General features: G+C 40.8%; 25 protein-coding genes and 3 tRNA genes. 11 read left to right on the forward strand and 17 right to left on the reverse strand.

Annotated elements, in window-relative coordinates; genetic code table 11:
- The first annotated feature begins 2 nt into the window (after positions 1-2).
- Genes J663_RS10700 through J663_RS10710 form a run of 3 tightly spaced genes read left to right on the forward strand, consistent with a single transcriptional unit; the run spans position 3 to position 1,219 of the window.
- A complete protein-coding gene (locus J663_RS10700) occupies positions 3-530 on the forward strand; it encodes a Na+/H+ antiporter subunit E (RefSeq protein WP_033849609.1) in 528 nt (175 codons plus the stop codon).
- Complete coding sequence (locus tag J663_RS10705; protein WP_033849611.1) at positions 527-802, forward strand: monovalent cation/H+ antiporter subunit F; 276 nt, start codon at positions 527-529, stop codon at positions 800-802. The genes J663_RS10700 and J663_RS10705 overlap by 4 nt, the downstream gene beginning before the upstream one ends.
- Positions 803-814: 12 nt before the next feature.
- Positions 815-1,219, forward strand: a complete 405-nt coding sequence (locus J663_RS10710; protein WP_005065884.1) for a Na+/H+ antiporter subunit G — start codon at positions 815-817, stop codon at positions 1,217-1,219.
- A gap of 57 nt (positions 1,220-1,276) precedes the next feature.
- On the opposite strand, the gene J663_RS10715 is transcribed toward J663_RS10710, so the two are convergent.
- From J663_RS10715 to tpiA, 9 genes are all read right to left on the reverse strand, one after another.
- Positions 1,277-1,678 (reverse strand): ribosome-binding factor A, encoded by a 402-nt coding sequence (locus J663_RS10715; RefSeq protein ID WP_002114836.1) that lies wholly within the window; start codon positions 1,676-1,678, stop codon positions 1,277-1,279.
- A complete protein-coding gene (gene infB, locus J663_RS10720; RefSeq protein ID WP_002114697.1) occupies positions 1,678-4,377 on the reverse strand; it encodes a translation initiation factor IF-2 in 2,700 nt (899 codons plus the stop codon). Before infB ends, J663_RS10715 begins: the two co-directional genes overlap by 1 nt.
- 10 nt (positions 4,378-4,387) lie before the next feature.
- The gene (nusA, locus tag J663_RS10725; RefSeq protein ID WP_002115134.1) at positions 4,388-5,872 is read right to left on the reverse strand and encodes a transcription termination factor NusA; all 1,485 of its coding nucleotides are present in this window, start codon (positions 5,870-5,872) and stop codon (positions 4,388-4,390) included.
- A 37-nt stretch (positions 5,873-5,909) separates the two neighbouring features.
- The gene (gene rimP / locus J663_RS10730; protein ID WP_002114922.1) at positions 5,910-6,434 is read right to left on the reverse strand and encodes a ribosome maturation factor RimP; all 525 of its coding nucleotides are present in this window, start codon (positions 6,432-6,434) and stop codon (positions 5,910-5,912) included.
- A gap of 215 nt (positions 6,435-6,649) precedes the next feature.
- Positions 6,650-6,726 (reverse strand) — tRNA-Met (locus J663_RS10735).
- 89 nt (positions 6,727-6,815) lie between these two features.
- A tRNA-Met gene (locus J663_RS10740) sits at positions 6,816-6,892 on the reverse strand.
- Positions 6,893-6,930: 38 nt separating this feature from the next.
- Positions 6,931-7,015, reverse strand: a tRNA-Leu gene (locus J663_RS10745).
- Positions 7,016-7,071: 56 nt separating this feature from the next.
- Positions 7,072-7,401, reverse strand: a complete 330-nt coding sequence (secG, locus tag J663_RS10750) for a preprotein translocase subunit SecG (RefSeq protein ID WP_002115012.1) — start codon at positions 7,399-7,401, stop codon at positions 7,072-7,074.
- Between the two features lie 12 nt (positions 7,402-7,413).
- Entirely contained in the window at positions 7,414-8,208 is a 795-nt protein-coding gene (gene tpiA / locus J663_RS10755; RefSeq protein WP_017481951.1) for a triose-phosphate isomerase, read from the reverse strand.
- 291 nt (positions 8,209-8,499) lie between these two features.
- Between tpiA and pilB the strand changes: the two genes are divergently transcribed.
- The 4 genes from pilB to coaE are packed head-to-tail and all read left to right on the forward strand — an operon-like array spanning position 8,500 to position 12,923.
- Positions 8,500-10,212, forward strand: coding sequence for a type IV-A pilus assembly ATPase PilB (gene pilB, locus J663_RS10760; protein WP_005065876.1), 1,713 nt, complete (start codon positions 8,500-8,502; stop codon positions 10,210-10,212).
- A gap of 26 nt (positions 10,213-10,238) precedes the next feature.
- Positions 10,239-11,465 carry a type II secretion system F family protein gene (locus J663_RS10765; protein ID WP_005065874.1) on the forward strand — a complete coding sequence of 409 codons (1,227 nt, stop codon included), beginning with the start codon at positions 10,239-10,241 and terminating at the stop codon, positions 11,463-11,465.
- Positions 11,465-12,325, forward strand: a complete 861-nt coding sequence (locus tag J663_RS10770) for a prepilin peptidase (protein ID WP_033849614.1) — start codon at positions 11,465-11,467, stop codon at positions 12,323-12,325. Before J663_RS10765 ends, J663_RS10770 begins: the two co-directional genes overlap by 1 nt.
- A gap of 1 nt (position 12,326) precedes the next feature.
- Positions 12,327-12,923, forward strand: a complete 597-nt coding sequence (gene coaE, locus J663_RS10775) for a dephospho-CoA kinase (protein WP_033849616.1) — start codon at positions 12,327-12,329, stop codon at positions 12,921-12,923.
- On the opposite strand, the gene J663_RS10780 is transcribed toward coaE, so the two are convergent.
- From J663_RS10780 to J663_RS10795, 4 genes are all read right to left on the reverse strand, one after another.
- Positions 12,920-13,834, reverse strand: a complete 915-nt coding sequence (locus J663_RS10780; protein WP_033849617.1) for a DMT family transporter — start codon at positions 13,832-13,834, stop codon at positions 12,920-12,922. The genes coaE and J663_RS10780 overlap by 4 nt on opposite strands.
- A 35-nt stretch (positions 13,835-13,869) precedes the next feature.
- On the reverse strand, positions 13,870-14,619 hold the full coding sequence (gene rlmB, locus J663_RS10785; protein ID WP_005065863.1) for a 23S rRNA (guanosine(2251)-2'-O)-methyltransferase RlmB: 750 nt from the start codon (positions 14,617-14,619) through the stop codon (positions 13,870-13,872).
- A gap of 102 nt (positions 14,620-14,721) precedes the next feature.
- The gene (locus J663_RS10790) at positions 14,722-15,048 is read right to left on the reverse strand and encodes a pyrimidine/purine nucleoside phosphorylase (RefSeq protein ID WP_002115102.1); all 327 of its coding nucleotides are present in this window, start codon (positions 15,046-15,048) and stop codon (positions 14,722-14,724) included.
- 76 nt (positions 15,049-15,124) lie between these two features.
- On the reverse strand, positions 15,125-16,435 hold the full coding sequence (locus J663_RS10795) for a tetratricopeptide repeat protein (RefSeq protein WP_033849618.1): 1,311 nt from the start codon (positions 16,433-16,435) through the stop codon (positions 15,125-15,127).
- 114 nt (positions 16,436-16,549) lie between these two features.
- Here J663_RS10795 and recN point away from each other — a divergent pair, with 114 nt between their 5' ends.
- The 3 genes from recN to ruvX all read left to right on the forward strand — a co-directional run bounded on the left by recN (position 16,550) and on the right by ruvX (position 19,337).
- The gene (recN, locus tag J663_RS10800; protein ID WP_033849620.1) at positions 16,550-18,217 is read left to right on the forward strand and encodes a DNA repair protein RecN; all 1,668 of its coding nucleotides are present in this window, start codon (positions 16,550-16,552) and stop codon (positions 18,215-18,217) included.
- A 125-nt stretch (positions 18,218-18,342) separates the two neighbouring features.
- A complete protein-coding gene (locus J663_RS10805; protein ID WP_002114753.1) occupies positions 18,343-18,897 on the forward strand; it encodes a YqgE/AlgH family protein in 555 nt (184 codons plus the stop codon).
- Positions 18,897-19,337: a Holliday junction resolvase RuvX gene (ruvX, locus tag J663_RS10810; protein ID WP_002115066.1), complete on the forward strand. Its 441-nt coding sequence runs from the start codon at positions 18,897-18,899 to the stop codon at positions 19,335-19,337. Before J663_RS10805 ends, ruvX begins: the two co-directional genes overlap by 1 nt.
- 31 nt (positions 19,338-19,368) lie before the next feature.
- On the opposite strand, the gene J663_RS10815 is transcribed toward ruvX, so the two are convergent.
- The 4 genes from J663_RS10815 to J663_RS18930 are packed head-to-tail and all read right to left on the reverse strand — an operon-like array spanning position 19,369 to position 22,830.
- The gene (locus J663_RS10815; RefSeq protein WP_033849622.1) at positions 19,369-20,370 is read right to left on the reverse strand and encodes an HlyD family secretion protein; all 1,002 of its coding nucleotides are present in this window, start codon (positions 20,368-20,370) and stop codon (positions 19,369-19,371) included.
- 39 nt (positions 20,371-20,409) lie between these two features.
- A complete protein-coding gene (locus J663_RS10820; RefSeq protein ID WP_002115096.1) occupies positions 20,410-20,616 on the reverse strand; it encodes a DUF1656 domain-containing protein in 207 nt (68 codons plus the stop codon).
- Positions 20,609-22,708 (reverse strand): FUSC family protein, encoded by a 2,100-nt coding sequence (locus J663_RS10825; protein ID WP_033849623.1) that lies wholly within the window; start codon positions 22,706-22,708, stop codon positions 20,609-20,611. Before J663_RS10825 ends, J663_RS10820 begins: the two co-directional genes overlap by 8 nt.
- Positions 22,699-22,830 (reverse strand): hypothetical protein, encoded by a 132-nt coding sequence (locus J663_RS18930; RefSeq protein ID WP_014208220.1) that lies wholly within the window; start codon positions 22,828-22,830, stop codon positions 22,699-22,701. Before J663_RS18930 ends, J663_RS10825 begins: the two co-directional genes overlap by 10 nt.
- Before the next feature lie 367 nt (positions 22,831-23,197).
- On the opposite strand from J663_RS18930, the gene J663_RS10830 reads away from it, so the two are divergent.
- Positions 23,198-23,971 carry an IclR family transcriptional regulator gene (locus tag J663_RS10830; RefSeq protein WP_002114686.1) on the forward strand — a complete coding sequence of 258 codons (774 nt, stop codon included), beginning with the start codon at positions 23,198-23,200 and terminating at the stop codon, positions 23,969-23,971.
- The last annotated feature ends 90 nt before the right edge of the window (positions 23,972-24,061 follow it).

Below are 24,061 nucleotides of genomic sequence, written 5' to 3' on the forward strand. Positions count from 1 at the left end.
CAATGCAGTTAACTCATTTGCTTGAACGCTGGTTTCCACATCCATTTGTTTCGGTTCTCATCGTTTTATTTTGGTTGATGCTGGCGCATAGTCTTGATGCGAGTGATCTTTTGACTGCGATGCTTTTGGGCTTAATCATCCCTCGTTTAGTCAAACCGTTTATTACCCGCACACCGCATATTCACTGGAAACCTGCGATTAAACTATGTTTTGTGGTTCTTTGGGATATTATTATTTCCAACTTTAAGGTCGCAAAACTTGTTTTGGGGCCTACTAAAAAATTACACCCTAAATGGTATCGCGTACCTTTAGAGACAGAACATGAGCAGGTTAACACCTTACTGGCAATGATCATTACCACAACCCCAGGTACGGTTTCTGCGGGTATCGATCAGGAACGCGGGGATATTCTAGTTCACGCTTTAAGCACGGATAATACCGAATCTGATATTCAAGACATCAAAGAACGTTATGAAATTCCTCTTATGGAAATTTTTGATGTGAAAAGTAAAACGGAGGCAAGTGCATGACAATCCTACCCTATGCTCTAGGTATTAGCTTGATTGCCATTACAATCTCGATGCTACTTTGCCTTTTCAGACTAGTTATGGGGCCTTCAATTGTAGACCGCCTTTTAGCGCTCGATACGCTTTTCCTCAATGCAACATGCCTGATTGTTGTGTTAGGCATATATTGGATAACGACTTCTCTATTCGAAGGAGCACTGCTGGTTGCAATGCTAGGTTTCGTATCTACAGCTGCCTTAGCACGTTACTTCACAACTGGTCATGTTATCGATTAAGGAGAGGTCAAAATGCAATTTACAATGGAAATTATTGTTTCGGTCTTTCTGGTTTTTGGTGCTTTCTTCATGTTAGTTGGCTCAATCGGTATGGTCCGTTTACCCGACTTATTCATGCGCTTACATGCGCCAACTAAGTCGAGTACGCTCGGCTTAGGAAGCTTTCTGATCGCTTCCATGATCTTTTTTGCTTTCCAAGGGCGGTTCGGTTTTGCTGAGCTACTCATTACCCTTTTAGCTTTCATTACCGCGCCTGTTTCGGCTAATTTGATTGCTCAAGCTGCCCTACATTTACGTTTACGCTCACTGAGTGGTGAAGTACCTGAAGCCATTGAACGTCCTCTACCTTGGGACCGTTACAAAATTGGTCAACGCTTTTCACAAAACAAACCGCCAATGGAACCTCCTAAAGAATAAAAAATTGAATCAATAAAAAAGCCACCCGAAGGTGGCTTTTTTTATTTTGAGTTTTAATTACTCTTGGTCATCTGACTTACGTTCTGGTAAATCTTGTACCGCTTTTTCGATTAGACCAAACATATAGTTACCATATGCATTCGTCTTATCGTAATGGAAACGTAAGCGAGGCGTAATACGAGTCTTAATGCGACGGCTCAATTCATGACGCAAGAAACCAGAAGCTTTATTTAATACATCTAAAGTTTCTTTATTTGCTGCTTCACTTTGCTCATCGCCAAGTTCACGCCCCATAACGGTGACATAAACTTCAGCATAACCCATATCCGCACTGACTTTCACCGCAGAGATGGTCACTAGACCACCTAAGCGAGGATCTTTAAGCTCTTGACGGATCAGCTCAGACAACTCACGTTGTACTGAATCCGCCATGCGCTTTAAGCGTTGGCTACCCGCCATTAAAGACTCCGTTTAATCAATTGAACATCATACACTTCGATCTTATCTTGTGGTTTGATGTCTTTATAACCTTTCACCGCAAGGCCACATTCCATACCAGCACGAACTTCATCAACAACGTCTTTATAACGACGAAGAGATTCAAGCTCACCTTGGAAAATTACAACATCATCACGTAATACGCGAATCGGTTTATTACGATGTAATGTGCCTTCAAGTACCATACAGCCTGCTGCTGCACCAAACTTACTTGAGTGGAATACTTCACGTACTTCCGCAACACCCAAGATTGTTTCACGATGTTCAGGAGCAAGTTTACCGCTCATGGCATCTTTCACATCATCAATTAATTCATAGATGATGCTGTAGTAACGAATATCAATACCGTCTTGGTCACTTCGTTGACGAGCAGTCGTATCGGCACGGACGTTAAAGCCTAACAATACAGCTTCTGAAGATTCAGCAAGAATTACATCAGACTCAGTAATCGCACCAACACCTGAGCTAATTACACGAACTTTTACTTCGTCAGTAGATAATTCATGTAGAGCAGCATTCAATGCTTCTAAAGTACCACGTACGTCTGTTTTCAAAACAACGTTCACTGTAGGAACATCTTTTTTGCCCATTGACGACATGATATTTTCAAGGCGCATAGCACTTTGACGATCAATACGTTTTTGACGCTCACGGTCAGCACGAGCATCGGCAACTTCACGCGCTTTCTTCTCGTCATTTACAACAAGAACTTCATCACCTGCCATTGGAGCATCTGGAAGACCCAGAATTTCTACTGGAATAGATGGTCCTGCTGATTTAATCGGCTTACCGTTTTCATCAGACATTGCACGGACACGACCATAAGATGAACCTGCAAGAACAAGGTCACCAATGTTTAATGTACCGTTTTGAACAAGAATCGAAGTTACTGCACCACGGCCTTTATCAACACGTGCTTCAATAACAACACCTTGCGCAGCACCTTCAGCAGATGCTTTTAATTCCATCAATTCTGATTGAATAAGAATTAAATCAAGGAGTTCATCAATACCTTGTCCACTGTGTGCAGAAACTTTAGCAATCGGAACATCACCACCCCATTCTTCTGGAACGATTTGTTTCGTTGTTAATTCATTTAACACACGGTCTGGATCAGCAGATTCTTTATCCATTTTGTTGATTGCAACAATAATTGGAGTACCTGCTGCACGAGCATGGTCAATTGCTTCTGCAGTTTGTGGCATTACACCGTCATCTGCAGCAACAACTAATACAACGATATCTGTTGCTTTAGCACCACGTGCACGCATTGAAGTAAATGCCGCATGTCCCGGTGTATCAAGGAATGTAATAATTCCTTTGTCTGTTTCAACGTGATATGCACCAATATGCTGGGTAATACCCCCTGCTTCCCCAGCCGCTACTTTCGAACGACGGATACGGTCAAGCAATGATGTTTTACCATGGTCAACGTGACCCATAATGGTAACAACTGGCGGACGAGTTGTTTGCTCACCACGAGCTTCTTCAGCTGCTTCAAGCAAGTTATCTTCCGCTTGTGTATCAGAAACTAAAACAGGGTTGTGGCCCATTTCTTCTACAACAAGTGCCGCTGTGTCTTGATCAATAGCTTGATCTTGATTAACCAATTCACCCATTTTCATAAGTGTTTTGATAACTTCACGTACTTTAATCGCCATTTTTTGAGCAAGATCGGCAACAACAATGCTTGAACCGATTTCTACATCATAAACTTGCTTTTTAACTGGCTTTTCAAATCCATGTTTATTCGCTTGGCTTGATTTTAAACCACGTTTGTTATGGTTAACAAAGCTTTGCTCTTCTTGACCACGACGGCCACCTTTCTTCCCAGCACGTGGGTTAGTGGTTGCGCCACCGCGTTTAATTTCACGGTCTTCTTGCTTAAATGAATCTTCATAAGCTTGGCCAACTAGACCTGAAGCAAGTGGAGAATCATCAATCACACGAATTGTCGTAGTAGCATCGTCATTTGAATACTTAGACGCCATTTTGCGCATTTGTTCAAGTGTACGTTGCTGAGCTTCTTCAGCCGCTTTACGACGTGCAGCTTCTTCAGTTGCTTTTAACTGAGCTGACTGCTCTTCACGAGCTCTTTTCTGTTCTGGAGTTTCAGCTGGTTTTGGCGCAGGTTTTACTGTACCGCCACCACGCTTTTTCACTACAACAGCAGCTTTTGGAGCTGTCTGTGCAGCACTATCTTGTTGATGAGCAGCACGCATCGCATCTAAAGTTGCTTTAGCTTTTTGCTCTGTTTGAAGACGCGCTTTTTGCTCGGCAGTTTCACGCGTTTGCTGTTCTACACGTGCTTTCGCTTCTGCTTCTGCACGTGCTTTAGCTTCGGCTGCAATTTGTTCAGGGTTTGGTTTAGCAAAAACCTGTTTTTTACGTACTTCTACGTTAATCGTTTTTGCTTTACCTGAAGTACTTGCAACTTTAGCGGTACTGGTTGTTTTACGTTTCAACGCAATTTTTCCTGTGTTACCACTTTCCTGACCATGAACTTTTTTCAAGTGATTGACCAAAGTATCCTGTTGTTCAGTGGTAATAATGTCGTCTGCTGTACGTTGAGGCAACCCTGCTTCACGAGCCTGTTCTAGGAGCTTCTCAACAGGACGTCCTACACTGAGAGCTAACTCTTTAATCGACTTGTCCGTCATATTTCATCTCCTAGTTAAACCATGATTCGCGAGCTTTCATGATCAATTGACCTGCTTTTTCATGACCAAGTCCTTCAATATCGGAGATATCGTCAGTAGCTTGATCTGCCAAATCGTCGACAGTAATAATACCGCGAGCGGCAAGCGAGTAAGCGATCTCAGAAGTCATGCCTTCCATAGTGAGAAGGTCTGCGCTCGGTTCTTGAATATTTTCTTGCTGTTTCAAAGCATCAGTAAGGGCTGCTTCTTTTGCACGACTTTGCAATAACTCAACCAATTCAGCATCAAGCTCAATTTCGTCAAAAGTCTCAGCAGGAACATAAGCAATCTCTTCTAAAGAAGTGAAGCCCATTTCCACCAATGCCATTGCTAAATCTTCTTCAATATCGAGACGTGATACAAACATATCAAGATATTGCTGAGCTTCATTTTGCTGACGAGCACGATACTCTTCTTCAAGCATCATGTCGAGTTTGTAGCCAGTTAAATCAGAAGCTAAACGAACGTTTTGACCTTGAGAGCCAATCGCACGAGCTAATTGATCGCTGGTTGCAAAAATAATATCGGCACTTCTTGCATCTTCATCAAGCACGATGCCTGAAACATCAGCTGGTTCTAATGCACTAGCAATGTATTGAGCCGGATCATCAGACCAGACCACTACATCAATACGTTCACCATTTAACTCTTGTTGTACAGCTTGAATACGCGTACCACGCATACCAATACATGCACCTACAGGGTCAATACGGTGATCATTTGTTTTCACTGCAATTTTAGCACGAACGCCCGGTTGACGTGCCGCTGCTTTAATTTCAATAATTTCTTCAGAAATTTCAGGAATTTCTTTTTTCATTAAAGCAATTAACATTTCAGGCTTAGCGCGTGATAACAACAACTGAGCGCCACGACCTTCACGGTTAACATTATATAAAATAGCGTTTACACGTTGTTTTGGACGAAGAATTTCTTTTGGAATCATCTCTTCGCGTGCAAGATAAGCTTCTGCGTTGTCGCCTAAGTCGATAATGAAGCCATCTTTGGTTTGTTTTTTCACTTCACCGTAAATTAACTCACCAACTTTAGACTCGTATGCATCAGCAACTAAAGCACGCTCAGCTTCACGAATTTTTTGTACAATAACTTGTTTTGCAATTTGTGCAGCAATACGACCAAACTCAATAGACTCTACTTCGAGTTCACGCACGTCACCAATTGACCATTTAGCTGGATCAACGTCAGAAATTGCATCTTGGCAAGCTGGCATTTCATGATCTTCATCTGCCACAACAGTCCATTGACGGAACGTACGGTAATCACCAGTTTTACGATCAATTTCTACACGAAGCTGAGCTTCTTCAGCATGCGTACCTTCGTAAAATCTTTTCTTCGTTGCAGCAACTAGAGCTTGTTCCAAAGCTTCGAAGATCGCTTCACGACTAACACCTTTTTCATTACTAACCGTTTCAACAACGGTAAGAATTTCGCGGCCCATAAGTCACCTACCGATTTCTTATAAAATTTAAATAAATTTAATCTTGATAGATCAAGTTTGCTTTATCGATATTGTTGCTGTCGATCACAAGCACATGCTTCCCATCAACTTCAACCTGAATTTCTTCATTTTCAAGGTCTACTGCGATAAGTTTTGCTTGAAATTTACGACGGTTTTCTACTGCTGCAATTAAACGCAAAGCAATTTGTTGTCCGATGTAGCCTTGTAACTGTTCTAGTTGAAAAAATGGACGGTCCCAACCCGGTGAAGAAACTTCTAATGAATACTCACCTGAAATTGGATCATGAACATCCAACATTGCGCCAACTTGTTGTGTTACACGCACACAATCTTGTACACCAATACCACGGCCTAGTTCTACTTCACCATCTTCATTAATTACAGGCTCAGCATCTTCACTTACCGCTTTATCGATATAAATACGCAATAATGAACGTTTACCTTGTGGGAGAAACTCGATTCCCCAAAGGTCGACACCACATGCTTCCACTGCAGGAACAATTAAGTCATGCAATGCTTGGGATTTATTTGATAATTTCATTTACTCTCGTCATTCTCGTGCGATTCAATCGGTTGTTTTAACCGACACAGACCTACTATAGTGAAGCATGACTATTTGACCAATTGATGTCGACACTACACGATAGCGATACGATAACCAATAAAAAAGGGCGTTAATCGCCCCTATTTAGCACAGAAAACAATAGTCCACTGTGCAAAAAGGCCCACCTGTCTGTGAGCCTCTTTTAAGAAACTTGGTAGCGGGAGCTGGATTTGAACCAACGACCTTCGGGTTATGAGCCCGACGAGCTACCAGACTGCTCCATCCCGCATCAACGTGCAAAAATTATATACAAATATCGAAAAAAGTCAATGTAAACTTATTTAATATTCGCTTGATTAAGTTGCACCTTAATCAAATTGGTAGCGGGAGCTGGATTTGAACCAACGACCTTCGGGTTATGAGCCCGACGAGCTACCAGACTGCTCCATCCCGCATCAAAAAACTGCTTGCACTCAACTTTCTGGTTCAAAGTTGGTGCGGAAGGGGGGACTTGAACCCCCACGCCCGAAGGCACTACCACCTCAAGGTAGCGTGTCTACCAATTCCACCACCACCGCAGCTTGTGGGACGCATTCTAGTCCTTCCCACTGCAAAAGGAAAGCCCTATTTCGAATTATTGACTCGATTTTGGTGCATTTGGTGAAGTTTCAGGCGATGTCGTTTGAACTGGCGCTGTAGTTTGTACAGTTTTCAAACTATATGCATCAGTAGTCTGTTTTTTCGCAAAAACAGCTAGAGTTAAACTCGTCACAAAAAACAACGCTGTTAAGATAGCAGTAAGTCGAGTAAGGAAGTTACCTGAACCTGATGCACCGAATACAGTTGCTGCTCCGCCACCGCCGAAAGAAGCACCGGCATCAGCACCTTTACCGTGTTGCACTAGAATCAAGGCAATCATCAGTACCGCTAAAATAATATGTACGATCAGTACAAAAGAGTGCATACCCTATCCTCGTTATTTACTTTGTGCAAAGGCTTGTACAATTTGATAAAAAGATGCTGCATTTAAAGAAGCACCGCCTACCAACGCACCATTAATATCTGGACATGCCGCCAATTCGACCGCATTTTCAGCTTTTACACTACCGCCATATAAAATCGCAATGTCTGAACCCGCTGAGGTAATCTGACTTAAACCTTCACGAATCTTAGCATGCATTGCCTGTGCATCTTGTGGAGAAGCAGTTTTACCTGTCCCAATTGCCCAGATTGGCTCATAAGCAATTACAATTTGCTTTTGCCACTGCTCAACAGTTACTACAGGAGCAATATCACAAATTTGTTGCAATACAACTTGTTCTGCCAAACCTTGTTCACGTTGTTCAAGGCTTTCACCAACACAATAAATGACAGTCAAGCCCGCATTTAATGCATTTTGGAGTTTAGCTTTCAAAATTTCAACGTTATCGCCAAAAATATCGCGACGCTCAGAATGTCCAACCAGTACAAAATTAATTTGGCTATCTTTTAATAGTTCTGCGCTGACTTCGCCAGTATAAGCGCCAGTACCCGCTACACGCGATACATCTTGTGCAACTGTATATACTGTTCTTGCAGCATCTTGCAATTGTGTTTGTACCATTGCAAGTGCAATAGAAACTGGAGCAACCCCTACATGACAGCTTTCATCTGCAATTTGGTTTTGTTGCAATAGTTGTTTAAATTCTTCTATAAGTTGTTTGGCATTGGCACGCATTGGGTTCATTTTCCAGTTGCCAACTACCCAAGGCGTAATCGTCGAACCCGACATACGGCTCACCTTTCATCAAAAATGCAGCACATTCTACACGCATTTATACAAATTTCAGATACTTTTCTTTAACGGCTTTGCCCATATCTTTTCTACTAATTGAAAACAGTTATAAAACTTTATTGAATCTAAAGAATCGTCTTTCAAAAATTAATGAATAAAAACTTCGACTAGTTCAAGCTTTGGCGAGTGGATCAAGACCAGAGCATCATTTTCTCAGGTAGTAATTTTAGATAACAAAAGTATAATTTTTTATATACCAATTATAAACATATGAGCACAGGTAGGCAGATGTCAGTCATACATACATCTCCAAAATTTTCGGGGTTTTTTCGACGATTAGTCGAAGAAAAACATGTGTCGGCAGCGACCATGCAAACAGCATTAGATGCAGCAAAGAGAGCTAAACGGGATACGGTTGCGTACCTGATTGAAGAGGTTCATCTTTCCCCTTCTTTATTAGCTGAAACAATTTCTATTGAATTTGCTGAACCATATTTTGATCTGGACGTTTACGACACAAGCCAAATTCCCAAAGATTTGGTCGACCAGAAACTTATTTTAAAACATCGGGTCTTACCTCTTATACAAAGAGGACAGATTTTATATGTCGCGACCAGCAACCCGAGTAATATTGAAGCGATTGATGCCATTCGCTTTAATAGCAAGCTCATGGTTGAACCAGTTATTGTCGAGCACCATAAGCTTGAGAAAATTCTGGCACAGCAATTTACCGAAGAAAGTAGCTTCGAATTTAGTGATGAAGAGTTTGATCTTGATGTAGATCTAGAAGCTCCACCCTCACAAGAGGATGAGGAAGAAACGCCTCAAGGCGATGAAGCACCTATTGTTAAATATATTAATAAATTACTCATCGATGCAATTCGTATGGGGGCTTCAGACTTACATTTTGAACCCTATGAGAAATCATATCGGGTCCGTTACCGAGTCGACGGCGTGTTGCGTCAGATTGCAAATCCGCCTTTGCAATTGGCTAACCGTTTAGCTTCTCGTTTAAAAGTCATGTCTCAAATGGATATTTCCGAAAAACGAGTGCCTCAAGATGGTCGTATCAAGCTTAAGTTATCAAAAACTAAAGCCATCGATTTTCGTGTGAACTCACTTCCAACTTTGTTTGGTGAAAAATTGGTTCTGCGTATTCTAGATCCATCTAGCGCAATGCTCGGCATTGATGCTCTAGGATATGAAGAAGATCAGAAAGCTCTTTTTTTAGAAGCACTCGATAAACCACAAGGTATGCTTCTCATTACAGGCCCTACAGGTTCTGGTAAAACGGTATCTTTATATACAGGCTTAAATATTTTAAATACTGAAAGCTCTAATATTTCCACTGCCGAAGATCCAGTCGAAATCAACCTTGAAGGTATTAATCAGGTTAACGTTAACCCGAAAGTAGGTCTTACTTTTTCGGCCGCACTGAAATCTTTTTTACGTCAGGACCCTGACATTATTATGGTCGGTGAGATTCGTGACTTAGAAACGGCTGAGATTGCGATTAAAGCTGCACAAACCGGTCACATGGTAATGTCCACACTGCATACCAATAGTGCTCCAGAAACACTTACTCGCCTACGTAATATGGGTGTTCCATCCTTTAATATCGCGACGTCTGTCAATCTGGTGATTGCGCAACGTTTGGCGCGTCGGTTATGCCCGCAGTGTAAAATTCCTGCCGACATCCCTAAACAGAGCCTAATAGAAATGGGGTTTACCGAACAGGATTTAACCCACCCCGATTTTCAAGTTTTTCAACCAGTCGGTTGTACTGAGTGTCGTGAAGGCTACAAAGGTCGAGTAGGTATTTACGAGGTGATGAAAGTTACACCTGAAATTTCCAAGATTATTATGGAAGATGGCAATGCTTTAGAAATCGCTGCTGCTTCTGAAAAACTGGGGTTTAATAATCTGCGTCGTTCAGGGTTAAAGAAAGTCATGCAAGGCGTCACTTCCTTACAAGAAGTCAACCGCGTGACTAGTGAATAAAAGACAATTTAAAATAAGGATAATTCATGACTATCAAAAAGGCACAAATGATGCCGACTTTTGCTTATGAAGGGGTTGACCGTAAGGGCGTAAAAATTAAGGGCGAACTTCCAGCTAAGAATATGGCCTTAGCCAAAGTCACCCTACGCAAACAAGGTGTAACTGTCCGTAACATTCGGGAAAAGCGTAAAAATATTCTTGAGGGTTTATTTAAGAAGAAAGTATCAACACTCGATATCACAATTTTTACTAGGCAACTTGCAACGATGATGAAAGCAGGTGTGCCACTGGTACAAGGCTTTGAAATTGTAGCGGAGGGTCTAGAAAACCCAGCCATGCGCGAGGTGGTACTCGGGATTAAAGGTGAAGTTGAAGGTGGTAGTACCTTTGCTTCAGCTTTAAGAAAGTATCCTCAACACTTCGATAACTTGTTTTGTTCTCTCGTAGAGTCTGGCGAACAATCTGGTGCGCTTGAAACCATGTTGGACCGTGTAGCAATTTACAAAGAAAAAAGTGAATTACTTAAGCAGAAAATTAAGAAGGCTATGAAATATCCAGCAACGGTTATCGTGGTTGCTGTGGTTGTTACCATTATTTTGATGGTTAAAGTAGTGCCTGTTTTCCAAGACCTATTTTCTTCTTTTGGTGCTGATTTACCAGCATTCACCCAAATGGTCGTGAACATGTCGAAATGGATGCAGGAATACTGGTTCATTATGATTATTGTGATTGGGGCAATTATTGCCGCATTTCTGGAAGCCAAGAAGCGTAGTAAAAAATTCCGTGATGGTTTAGATAAACTCACACTGAAACTACCTATCTTTGGCGATCTGGTTTATAAGGCGATTATTGCCCGTTATAGCCGCACCTTAGCCACTACGTTTGCCGCTGGTGTCCCACTCATTGATGCTCTTGAGTCAACGGCTGGGGCAACCAACAATGTCATTTATGAAGAAGCCGTCATGAAAATTCGTGAAGATGTTGCTACAGGCCAACAACTCCAATTTGCAATGCGTGTTTCAAATCGTTTTCCATCTATGGCTATACAAATGGTCGCAATTGGTGAAGAATCTGGTGCACTAGACAGCATGCTCGATAAAGTTGCCACTTATTATGAAAATGAAGTTGATAATGCCGTTGATGGTTTAACTTCAATGATGGAACCTTTAATCATGGCAATTTTAGGGGTGCTCGTAGGCGGTCTAGTGATTGCGATGTACCTTCCAATTTTCCAAATGGGCTCAGTCATATAATGCAAGAAATTATTGCTTATTTTATTCAAAACTTAACTGCACTTTATATTGCAGTTGCACTATTGAGCCTATGTATTGGTAGTTTTTTGAATGTGGTGATTTATCGCACCCCGAAAATGATGGAACAAGATTGGCAGCAGGAATGTCAAATGTTGCTTAATCCCGAACAACCCATCATTGAGCATGAAAAGCTGACATTAAGTAAACCTGCTTCATCATGTCCAGAGTGTCATCAACCTATTCGTTGGTATCAAAATATTCCTGTCATAAGTTGGTTGATGTTAAGAGGAAAATGTGGCCATTGCCAACATCCTATTAGTATTCGTTATCCAGCGATTGAATTACTCACCATGCTATGTTCATTAGTCGTGGTTATGGTATTTGGCCCAACCCTACAAATGCTTTGGGGACTAGTGCTCACTTGGGTTCTGATTGCTTTGACATTTATAGACTTTGATACTCAGCTGCTACCCGACCGTTTCACTCTACCTTTGGCTGCTCTCGGCTTAGGTATTAATACCTTTAATATTTACACCTCGCCTAACTCAGCTATTTGGGGATATTTAATCGGCTTTTTATGTCTTTGGATTGTGTATTACTTATTTAAAGTGATTACAGGCAAAGAGGGTATGGGCTACGGCGACTTTAAATTACTTGCCGCATTAGGCGCGTGGATGGGGCCATTGATGCTGCCATTAATTGTGCTATTGTCATCTTTACTTGGTGCAATTATTGGCATCATTTTACTAAAATTACGTAATGATAATCAGCCCTTTGCGTTTGGGCCCTATATTGCCATTGCGGGTTGGGTTGCCTTTTTATGGGGTGATCAGATTATGAAAATTTATTTGGGAGGTTAAGATGGCTTTTATTCTGGGAGTCACAGGTGGTATTGGCAGTGGAAAATCTGCTGCAACACAATGGTTTGAATCCCAAGGAATCCAAGTCGTCGATGCCGATATTGTTGCTCGCGAAGTGGTTGAAAAAGGCCAACCTGCCCTTCAAAAAATCCAACAAACTTTTGGAGATTGGGTACTTCAACCCGACGGCAATCTAGACCGCCGTGCACTACGTGAATATATTTTTCAAAACCCTGAAGCAAGACAAACACTTGAGAAAATCACGCATCCAGCCATTCGCCAATCTATTATTCAACAGCTACAAAACCCAAGAAGTCCGTATGTGATTTTAGTTTCACCCCTACTTTTTGAAACCAACCAGCATGAATTGGTTAATCACACTCTATTAGTTGATGCGAGTGAACAAACTCAAATTCAGCGTGCAAGCCAGCGAGATGGGCAAAACCAAGAACAAATCCAGAAAATTATTGCCGCACAAATGCCACGCGAGCGTAAACGTGAACTTGCCAATGACATTGTCTTTAATGACGGATTACTCGAACATTTATATCAGCAATTAGAGCCTTTACATCAAAGCTATTTGAAGCGCGCCAACTAATCTTGCTTATTTTGCTGCTGAATCTTTTGTGCCAAGCTATCTGGTCGAAACCATCGCCAAGGTTGTAAGGCACCCACTCCCATTCCAACTAAACCTACAACAATCGATGGGCTTAACGCCTCCCCTAACAGAGGTACGGCCAATATGGCTGCAATAAAAGGCGCCAAAGTGACGATACTTCCAGTTTTAAAAGCACCAAGTCGCTGAATGGCTGCCACATAAGTCAAAGTTGCAATAATGACTACAAACACCCCATGGAAAATGCCTTGTATGGCTAAATGAACAGGGCTAACTTCCATGAAATGCTTAGGCAAAAATAAAACATAGATGGGCAAATAAATAATTGCAGACCAAATCGCAACACTTGCCATTGAGTGCCATGCAGACAGTTTCCACTGTTTAAGTAATACAGTGAAAATGCCCCACCAAATCGCACTAATAAAAAGGAGTAAATCACCTACTCCAAAAGCAGAAGCATTACCTTGCAGCATCAAAACACTCATGAGACCTAAAGCAGCGATCATGATTGCCAGACTAGCCCATGTATGCTTATCAAATGGTTGTCTAAATAAAATATATGCTGCGAACGCAGTACAAATTGGAATACAGCCATTTAAGAAAATTGCAGCATGAGCGGCGGGAGCATAGAGAAATGCGGTGTAGACGGTGAGACAATAAATGACCCCACCAATCAAGGCCAGAATAACCGCATGCTTACTCCATAAAAAAGCGAGATCTTTTTTATAGATCAAAATAGGCATTAAAATTAAGAAGGCTATAGCGAAGCGCAGTGCGACAATATCCCAAGCACTTATGTGCCACTGTGCATTTAAACGGGCAAAAAGCGTAAACCCACCCCAAATGCACATGGTCACCAATACAAAGAAATAGCCTTGCTTACGGGGAGACATATCAAGATGACTTAAAAACTAGAAAGGCAGCTAAATTATACCTCAGAACGCTGACGACAAGCCTCATAAAGTGCCATACCCGTTGCCACACTCACATTTAGGCTTTGTAAATTTCCAGACATCGGAATATAAACTTTATGATCACACTGTGCCTGTGTAATTGGGCGTAAACCCGTATCTTCTGCTCCCATCACGATCACGACTGGACCAGAGAAATCACATTTTTGAATTGGCATTGCACTTTCATCAAGCATAGTGCCAATAACACGTGTATGAGTCGTCTCTTTGAGATGAGCTAATGTACGAGCCAAGTTTGTTACTTGAATGAATTTAACTTTCTCAGCTCCACCCGCTGCAACTTTACGAGCTGTTGGGGTTAAACTTGCCGAACGATCACGAGGCACAATCACCGCTTGCACGCCCATTGCAGCAGCGGTACGAATGCAGGCTCCTAAGTTATGCGGGTCTGTTACCTGATCTAATGCCAGCAATAAAGAATCTGGAGTTTCAGCCAAAATCTGATCTAGATCTTTTTCATTTAAAGTCGGATGCGGACGTACTGCTGCAACCACACCTTGATGAAACGGCAGACCTGCAAGCTTTTCGAGACTATCACGGCTTGCTTTTTGTACACTAATTCCAAAAGGCTCTGCCAATTGCAAAATCTTTTGCAAACGCTGGTCATCCCGTCCTTTTAAAGTAAACAGGGTTAGCACACGTTCCGGCTCAAGTTCTAACAATGACTCCACTGAATGAACGCCATAATAATATTCCGGTTTTGCCATGCATGACCTCTAACAACGTTTGAGCAAAAAAATAAAAATCCTGCAAAGCCAACTTCACAGGATTTCTTTGGGCATAGTGTACCCGATTTGAATAGGAATTTCTTAGCCTTCTAAATGGCACACGTAATCGAGCACTTCATCAGTTTCGATTTTAAAAAGACTATTACCAGGCACATAAAATGATTGGCCTGCACGGAACAACTCACTTTCATTACTGTCCGCAATTGTTACACGGCATTCACCTGAAATAATTTCCATACGCTCAGGAACATGAGTTTCAAAAGTTAAAGCTTGCTCAGTCGGCAAAATAACACCTAGTGTTTTCTTCGTTCCATCTTCAAATTGCACGGTATGGCTGATACATGCTCCACCAAAATAAACGTTTGATTTTTTGATGACCGTTACATGATCAAATTGGGTTGAACTCATGCACACTCTCCAGATAATGCCGTATTTATATAAATTATGATGAATGTAGTTTAATTGTGCCTAAATAACTAATCAATCAGTTTTCATACGGATAGACTTGTAATTTCCACTGCTGTGCCTGAATTTTTTTGGCAAAAGCATAAGGTAAGTTAATCTCAATATTTCGACTACTCGACACAATTGCATCGTATCTGCAAACTTCGACCTGATTTTCATCTAGGAGTATCCAACATACTCTTTGTGCAGTTGGATGGGCAACTGCTGTAGCAATTATTGGTGAACCGTCATTCATTCCTACATGAAAATTTTCACTGTCGTTTTGCATTAACGCCAGATCATAAGCAGGAAAATCGATAGCATCTGAATCAAATTGCTGACTATCGTGTATAAGCACACTTTGTTTTAAAGTCGGCCAAATACAATAGCGCAAATAATGTTGATCCATCACCCGATTATCCAGATAACGTCCGGTGGCAACATAATCCCTGATATGTGCTTCAATATTATGAAAAATCCCTGTACCCCCGCCCCACATTCCAGCCAAAATTAACTCAGTATGAGAATAATTATCACGCATTAAGTGAAACCATTTATCACTCTTGAGCCACGCATCTACAGCTGCTTTTTCGCGGTGCGAGACAATGGAGTCGGCATCACGTATCAGAAAACGCTTAATTGTCGGATCATCCATTACCAAAAAGCGCCAGAACAGACCAGATAGCTGTTTTTGAGAATCTGTAACCTGAATAACTTGCGCGCCCTTCTCTTTTAAACGCTGTTGTACGAGTACTGGCACAGTATCATCGACATAAAAGCGACACGTCCATTCAGGATAAATTTGTTTGGCTAACTGAATATTTAAAATAGAGGTTTCACAATAGCGAGGGTTTGCACCAAACAAAGAAAAAGCAATAATATTTTCTTGAGGGTTTGCACTAAAGGTTGGTGGTACCTGATCTGGAATTGCCAAAACAGGTTCGCTCTTCGCTAGTTCTTTTTTGGTTGCAATTGCCAAACGTCCAAATTTGATTGTTTCTTCTTTTTTCTTTAAATGATGACAAACTTCTGTGAGTCCATCATATAAATTTGTATTTACGTTAGCTCCACTTGCTTGAATCGCTTGTAAATAATGTTGATAGGCATCGTTATAACGGCCTAAGCGCAATTCGGTATAAGCTAAATCTGATAAGGCGCCAGCATGCTTGGGAACCAAATTAACAGCTTGTTTAACATGTTGATAAGCTTTGGCATAATCCCCTTGTGCTGCTGCCTGTTTAAATGCATTAAAATGCTGATTTAAAATTTTATTCATTTCCGCAGGATTATTTTTTTTATGGCGGTTGATCATCCCTATTGGTGGTTTCGGTAAGCTTAATGTTTTTTTCATTGTAAATATCCGCAATCTTGCTGTTCTATAATTTCAGTTAGAATAATAGATCACTTGTAGCAAATTCAAAACTTCTCTATCTTTAACCCATAATTTGGCGCGTTGGATGCGTTTATGCTCACACATTTAACTTTAATTAATTTTGCATTAGCTGATCATTTGGCTATTGATATAGAACAAGGATTTAATGTTCTAACAGGCGAAACAGGTGCCGGAAAATCATTATTACTGGATGCACTCTCTGCCTGCCTAGGGGAACGTACAGATACAAATTATGTCCGTTATGGTTCGGACAAAGCGGATATTACCGCTGTTTTTACCTATCAAAATAATAGTCCTGAAGCAAAATGGCTCCAAGACCACGAGCTAGATGATGATTCTGGGGAAATTCATTTACGTCGTGTTATTTTTGCAACTGGACGTAGTAAAGCTTGGGTCAATGGACGTCCGAGCAGCTTATCTGAACTTAAAGAATTAGGGCGTTTGCTGGTTCAACTTTATAGTCAGCACAGTCAACAGCAACTTCTTGAACCGCCTTATCCAAAGCATTGGTTAGACCGTTATAACAATTTTTATGCTGAAGCGAATGATGTACGTGAAGCTTATAGCACATGGCAACGTACCATTCGTTTGCACCAAGCGGCCCTAGATGCACAAGCAACGCGTCTACAACGCATTGGTACTTTAGAGCATCAAATTGAAGAACTCGAAGAGGTCATTCAAACTGACTATAAAGAAATTGAGCAAGAGTTCGATCGCCTCAGTCATCATGAACATATCATGCAAGATTGTAGCTATAGCTTAAATGTTTTAGATGAAGCTGAGCAAAACATTACTCAAGAAATGTCTTCGATTATTCGTAGATTAGAATCCCACGCGGGCCGTAGCGAACAACTTTCCGAGATTTATAATTCTTTACTGAATGCTCAAAGTGAAATAGATGATGCAACAGCAAACTTGCGTCAATTTATTGATCGTCAAAGTTTTGATCCAGAACGAATGGAAGAACTTAACTCTAAACTTGAAGTTTTCCATCGACTTGCTCGTAAATACCGTACTCAACCAGAAACACTTAAAGAAGAGTACGAAACTTGGCAAAGTGAGCTTGAGCAATTACATAAGTTAGAAGACCCTGAAACTCTGGCTGAACAAGTAGAAAAGTCACATCAAGAATTTTTAGAAAAAGCCCAGCATTTAGACCATATTCGTCGTGAAGCTGCTGCCCCACTTGCTAAACAATTAACCGAACAAGTTAAACCTTTAGCGCTGCCAGAGGCACATTTCGAGTTTAAGTTTGAACCACTAGAGCAACCTACCGCTGAAGGCTTAAGCTTTATTCAACTATTATTTACTGCCAATAAGGGTATTCCTCCACAACCATTAGCACGAGTAGCTTCAGGTGGTGAACTTTCACGTATTGCACTTGTCATGCAAGTGATGAACGCTGAAAAAACCGAAGCAGAAGTGTTAGTGTTTGATGAAATTGATGTTGGTATTAGTGGCGGTACAGCAGAAGTTGTTGGACGTTTACTTGCCGACCTAGCCCAACATGTTCAACTTTTATGTATTACTCACCAAGCACAAGTTGCTGCTCAGTCAGATCAGCATTTATTAGTGAAGAAACAACAAACTGATCCAGCAAGCAGTACCATTGTACAACTTGATGAAAATCAAATTATTTCTGAGTTAGCACGCATGTCAGGCGGTGTTGAAATTAATGAAACAACCTTGCAACACGCAAAACAATTACGCCAACTTAAATTTCAGGCTTCTTCAAATTAATAAAGAAAATGAGAGAAAAAGATTGGCGAAAACCGATTAACTCTTGTATGTTGATAAAAAGAACCTATATAGATAAAAGGGTCGAGAGACCCTCTAGTGACATTTTTTGAGGGAGAACCGCTTAGGTGACCAAACAATATCTGACTCACCGTTGTCTGATTGCCCCGCCAGAAATGGCAGATGACTTTTTCGCAAACACTGTAATTTATCTTGCCCGTCATGATGAAGAAGGTGCTCAAGGCATTATTATTAACCGCCCTTCCGGCATTCAAATTAAAGAATTACTCAATGATCTCGACATTGAAGCAGACAATGTAAATCCACATGTGGTTTTACAAGGCGGCCCATTACGTCCCGAAGCTGGATTCGTTCTTCATACTGGACAACCGACATGGCATTCATCTATCGCTGTAGGTGAAAATGTTTGTATTACCACCAGTAAAGATATTCTTGATGCGATTGCCCATAATGAAGGTGTTGGTCGATATCAAATTGCTTTAGGTTATGCGAGCTGGGGTAAAAATCAGTTAGAAGATGAAATTACACGCGGTGATTGGCTCATTTGTGATGCCGATATGGATCTGATTTTTAACCTGCCTTATGACGATCGTTGGGATGCAGCTTATAAAAAAATCGGTGTAGATCGTGCTTGGTTAGCATCTGAAATCGGACATGCTTAATGACCGAAACACAATCAAAATCGATTATGGCTTTTGACTTTGGTACTCAAAAAATGGGAATGGCGATTGGCCAGTCTTCAATTGAAAGTGCCAATCCTCTCCCTCTATTTGTGATGAAAGATGGTATTCCAAACTGGGATCAACTCTTAAAAATCGTGAAAGAATGGCAACCTGATCTATTTTTGGTTGGTTTGCCTTTGAATATGGATGATAGCGAGTCAGAACTTTCTACACGTGCTCGCAAATTTGCGAGACGTTTACGCCATCAAACCAATATTGAAACATTAATGGTAGATGAGCGTTTAACTACACGTGAAGCACGAGAAGAACTCGGTTTCTACCAAGAGCAAGGTCGAGCAAAAAAACTTTCTGCAGATAGTTTTGCAGCCGCCTTACTCATTCAGAGTTGGTATCGAAATCCGGTCGGTTTAACCCCTTAATATTAAAAAGGAAGGCTAAAGCCTTCCTTTTTTATTTCTCGATAATATGCACAGTTGCCGTACGTCCAGAAACAAAAGCAAGCTGGTTCTTTGGTGTTTCATCTAATACGATTTTCACAGGCACACGCTGCGCTAAACGAACCCAACTAAACGTTGGATTTACATTGGCAAGAAGTTTAGAGCTGCTTGAGCGTTCACGATCTTCAATACCCGATGCAATACCTTGTACATGGCCTTTAATTTTCTGGCTATCACCCATTAACTGTACACTGGCCTGATCACCAACATGAATACGGTTTAACTTCGTCTCTTCAAAATAGCCCACAACATAGAGTTGTTTACGGTCAAGTAATGCCGCAACAGCCTGACCAACTTGAACATAGTTACCTGGGCGCATATCAAAGTTAGATAAAGTACCATCAGCTGGAGCAATTACCGCAGCACGATGCATATTAAGCTCGGCCAAATGCAAATTGCTCGTTGCCGCCTCAATCAGAGCCTGTTGTTGCTTAACAGTTGCTTCCGCTTGTTGAATAGCAGCTTGGAGTTGCTCATGTTCAGCGTGAGATTGATCACGTGTTGCGAAAACCTGATCTTGTTCTTGTTTAGAGATAGCGCCATCCATAAGATTTGAATAGCGGCTTGCGTTTTTCTCGGCTAGTTTAATATTCGTATCTGATTTAATCAGGTTCGCTTTGGCTTGTGCTAAACCAGCTTGCGCTTGGGCAAAGGCTGCATTTGCTTTTGCTAAATCAGATTTTGCCTGCTCTACATCTAAAGCTCGGCGGGAAACATCAATTTTAAAGAGCACCTGACCTTTTTTCACAGTCTGGTTATCTTGAACCAATACTTCTGTCACAAGCCCCGCGACATCCGAAGATACTTGAATAACGTCACCACGAACTCGACCATCCCGCGTCCACGGCGCCGCGTTATAGTAATTCCACAAATGCACAATGGTATAGACTGCCACTATTAATGCGACAATCAAAATTACTGGACGGATGACTTTTTTCAAATCCACCTGATTCATTTCACTCACCTAACTCAATCTTTAATTTCGCAAACATCTCTACGCACCGACCCCAACAAAAATTTGATGTATTACCAAAAGTAATAAGAGGTAAAAACACAAATTAAAAATACTAGGTAATGCAATCCAGCCTTGTGCAATCAACTTATTTGTTAAAGGACTTAACCCACGGAAACAGATATATGCCAAGAGTGCTTGAACGAGCAAAGAAGGCACATAAATACCATAAACATTAAACTCACCCATTTGCTGTGGCTCCTCTCAGGGTGCTATTTTCATTCATTTGCTCTGATGAAACGTGGCACATGCTATAAGCAATATTGTTCAGTGAAATGAGTAGTCTTTGTCGCATAGTCATATCTTCAACATTTGAAGCAAGCTGTTTTAATTCAAATAACGCTCGGTAGATTCGCTCTACTAAAGCGGTCGTATCATTTTCATCGTTTTCTTTAGCTCTAAACAACTCATCCAGATTTTGTTGCAAATCGCCAATATGCTGAGTGAGTTCGGATGTTTGAGGAAACTGATTGGCTAACTCTTGCAATCGGCTTAAATCAACAATACTACTCGACTCAATCAGAGCCTGATGAATTGAAGTTTTAATCTCGTCTGATTGCACCATTTTGCTGTTTAGAATCCCAATCCGATCTAGCATACTGCGTAGATGAACTTTAAAATCAAGACCATATGGCAGATAGATCGCTTGTCGCATGGCGCGATAATGCAAGGCTAAAATACGGCTTGCACTTGTATCTGGTGACATGGCACGAACAACGTCAATGACAATCAAGGACACTAAAACACCTAAGATCATGGCAAATGAACTATCAAGATAAGACACCGCATCCATGCTATAAGCATTGTGCAGGTTTAGTCCCATCATGGTATTAATACCCAACACCATACCTACTGGCATCAGCATCTGGTTAGCCATCATAGACACTGCGAATAAGAACATCGGTAATAAAACCAGTCCAAGTTCCCAAAAAGTTGTGACATGCGGGAAAATACCAAATGCATAAACAAAGACTAAAACTGCTGAAGCTATACTGCCCCAGATAAAAATACGCAGAACTGGAACCGGGTTATCTAAGGCTGTTAAAATACAGGCGGTTACTGCGCCCATCTGTGCCATCATAAATCCAGCTTTCCACCCCGAAACAATCCAGACTCCAGTCACAATAAATGTAATAAGGACTGCACTGATACCGCCTCGTATTGCCACACCATGGTCACGGTGCAAACTTGGATATTTGGTCGTCATTGGGGTAATGTTGTCAGGAATTTCTTTATTACCTTGCTGAATTCGCTGCCACAAAACTTTAACCGCTAAAACATTGCTAATGAAATGACGCACATCCATTTTCATGGCTGCAACTAAAACTTGTTGATGTGTAGAAGCCGACTCCATCAAACTTGCAAAATCGCTTTCAAACTCATCAGGCAACTGCAAAATATTTTCATCAATAATCAGATCTTTTTGCTCTAAAAACTGTACAACATGAGCTGAAAGCTGTTGCAGTTTTTCTGCATGAGTCTCGATAAACCGAAGTTCTTTAAGCTGCTTAATACGCTCAGATAAAGCGACTAGATTAGCCACCACCATTGAGATTTGATGAAGCATTTCTTGCAAGGGTTTGGTCATACCATGCAACTCGCCCTTCTCATAGCTCAAATGTACTGCCAAAGCATGAATATCTGTGGTGTCGCGAGTAATGGCAGCCAAGAGCTGAGTATTGTTCTGCTGCAAATCTGTATTTAATAAATTAGCAAACAGATTCTCTGTATCTTTTAGGGTTTTTATCACCCGCTGTTTAATTGCCGAGCCAATATGCATTGGAAGAATCGTGGCAGAAACCACTGCACTTGAAATCACGCCAATCGAAATTTCTATAACCCGAGCTAAAGCAATATCAAATATATTGTATTGATCAATATACGTAATCGCATTGAAGACGATCATGGCTGTCGAGTAGCCCGCCAGCATAAAAGCATAACTACGTGGAGTACGATCGAGTAACGACACATAAAGCGCAAAACCCACCCACAACGACAACACCACGGTAAATATCCAAGGTGTATTAATTAGATGGGGCGTTAGGGTTAGGGCAATCACAGCTCCGCCAATTGTCCCTACCACTCGATAGACACATTTAGAAGACACCATTCCTGAATATGGATTGGCAATAATCAGGACCGTACCAATCGACCACATCGGGTTAATCAGATCTAATTCAAACGAAACAAATAGTGCCAACATTCCGGCAATAAATGTTTTTAAGGCAAAGATCAGATCAAGCCTACTCGGGCGGAACGCCAGTATTTGCTTTAATAACATGAACTCATCTCAAATACAGATTTGAACTGATGAGCATGCCCTTCAATATTTGATCGTCTTTCTAAAGACAACACAACTTTGCCATTTGCCTCAAAGCAAATGATATGAGGAGCATCCTTCAATACAATGATTTTTCCACATCTCGCCTGATTGGCAGAGATGATTTCAGTTTGGGCGCCATTTAAACGGCCAAGCTTTGGAAAGAAGAGGTATCAAGAAATCAATCTAGAACCGACCAATTTCTCGATTAGATATTTTGTTTGGCAATTTTTTCAAAATAAAGCGATTTAGTCAACTAAAATATCTCCATTTGATAATTTGATATATTTTTTAATTATCGTATATGATGTATAAGCCGAGAGAAGTTTTCTCTTTGTCAGAGTAAAATACTCAAATCAGGCATTTATTTTAGAATTGAGACAAATCTTCTTTTTTTCTGTTATAAAAACTCAAAGATGACTCGTTGTTAAAGGATACGAACAAGACACTATGGCAATTTCAAGTTTTGGCAAAATTTTAACTGTACTGGACCTATTTTCAGTTTCGCGTCCAATCATTAATGTCGATATTATTTGCGAAGAACTTGGCTTGTCCAAACCAACGAGTTACCGTTACCTCAAAGAGCTAGTCTCAGCTGATCTATTAAAACGCATTAATGGAACCTCTGGCGATTATACCTTAGGCTCAAAAATTGCAGTTCTTGACTATATATCTAGAACAACCGACCCACTGGTTCAAATCAGCACGCCATTTATGCGAAATATTGTAGAGCGTACTGAACTGTGCTGTTTGCTTACCTATTTAAATGATGACTATTGCATTGACATACATCATGAAATATTTAAAGACACTGAGCTACTTTCATATGGCCGAGGCTGCCCAAGACCGATTTACGTTGGATCATCTCCAAAAACAATGGTTTCGCATTTAAGTAAACAACGCATGCAAGACTACTATCACCGTTACCAGCAAGAATTAAAACAATCAGGTTTTGCTGAAGATGAACCGAGCTTTATTCAGCGTATGCGTAAAATTAAAAAACAAGGCTTCTATTTCTCACAAGGTGAGATTGACCCAAATGTTTCAGGTCTAGCGGTTCCTGTTCGTTTTTCAAACAAAGAAGTACCTTTAGCTTTGACTTTAGTTGCCTCTAAAAATCGTTTTGATTTTTTAAATGTTGAAAAGCTCATCGAAATTTTGCAAGAAAATGCAGCACTTATTGAACAACGTTTTATGGAATTATCTGAAAAAGGTGAAATCTAAAACCCCACCTTATGATAATTTAAAGTTTTCTTACACTTTAAAACATTGAATATATCACAATATTCTCATATTATGATTTTAGCTCCTATT

The organism is Acinetobacter sp. 826659 (genome assembly GCF_000588515.1).
GTDB classification, from domain to species: domain Bacteria; phylum Pseudomonadota; class Gammaproteobacteria; order Pseudomonadales; family Moraxellaceae; genus Acinetobacter; species Acinetobacter pittii.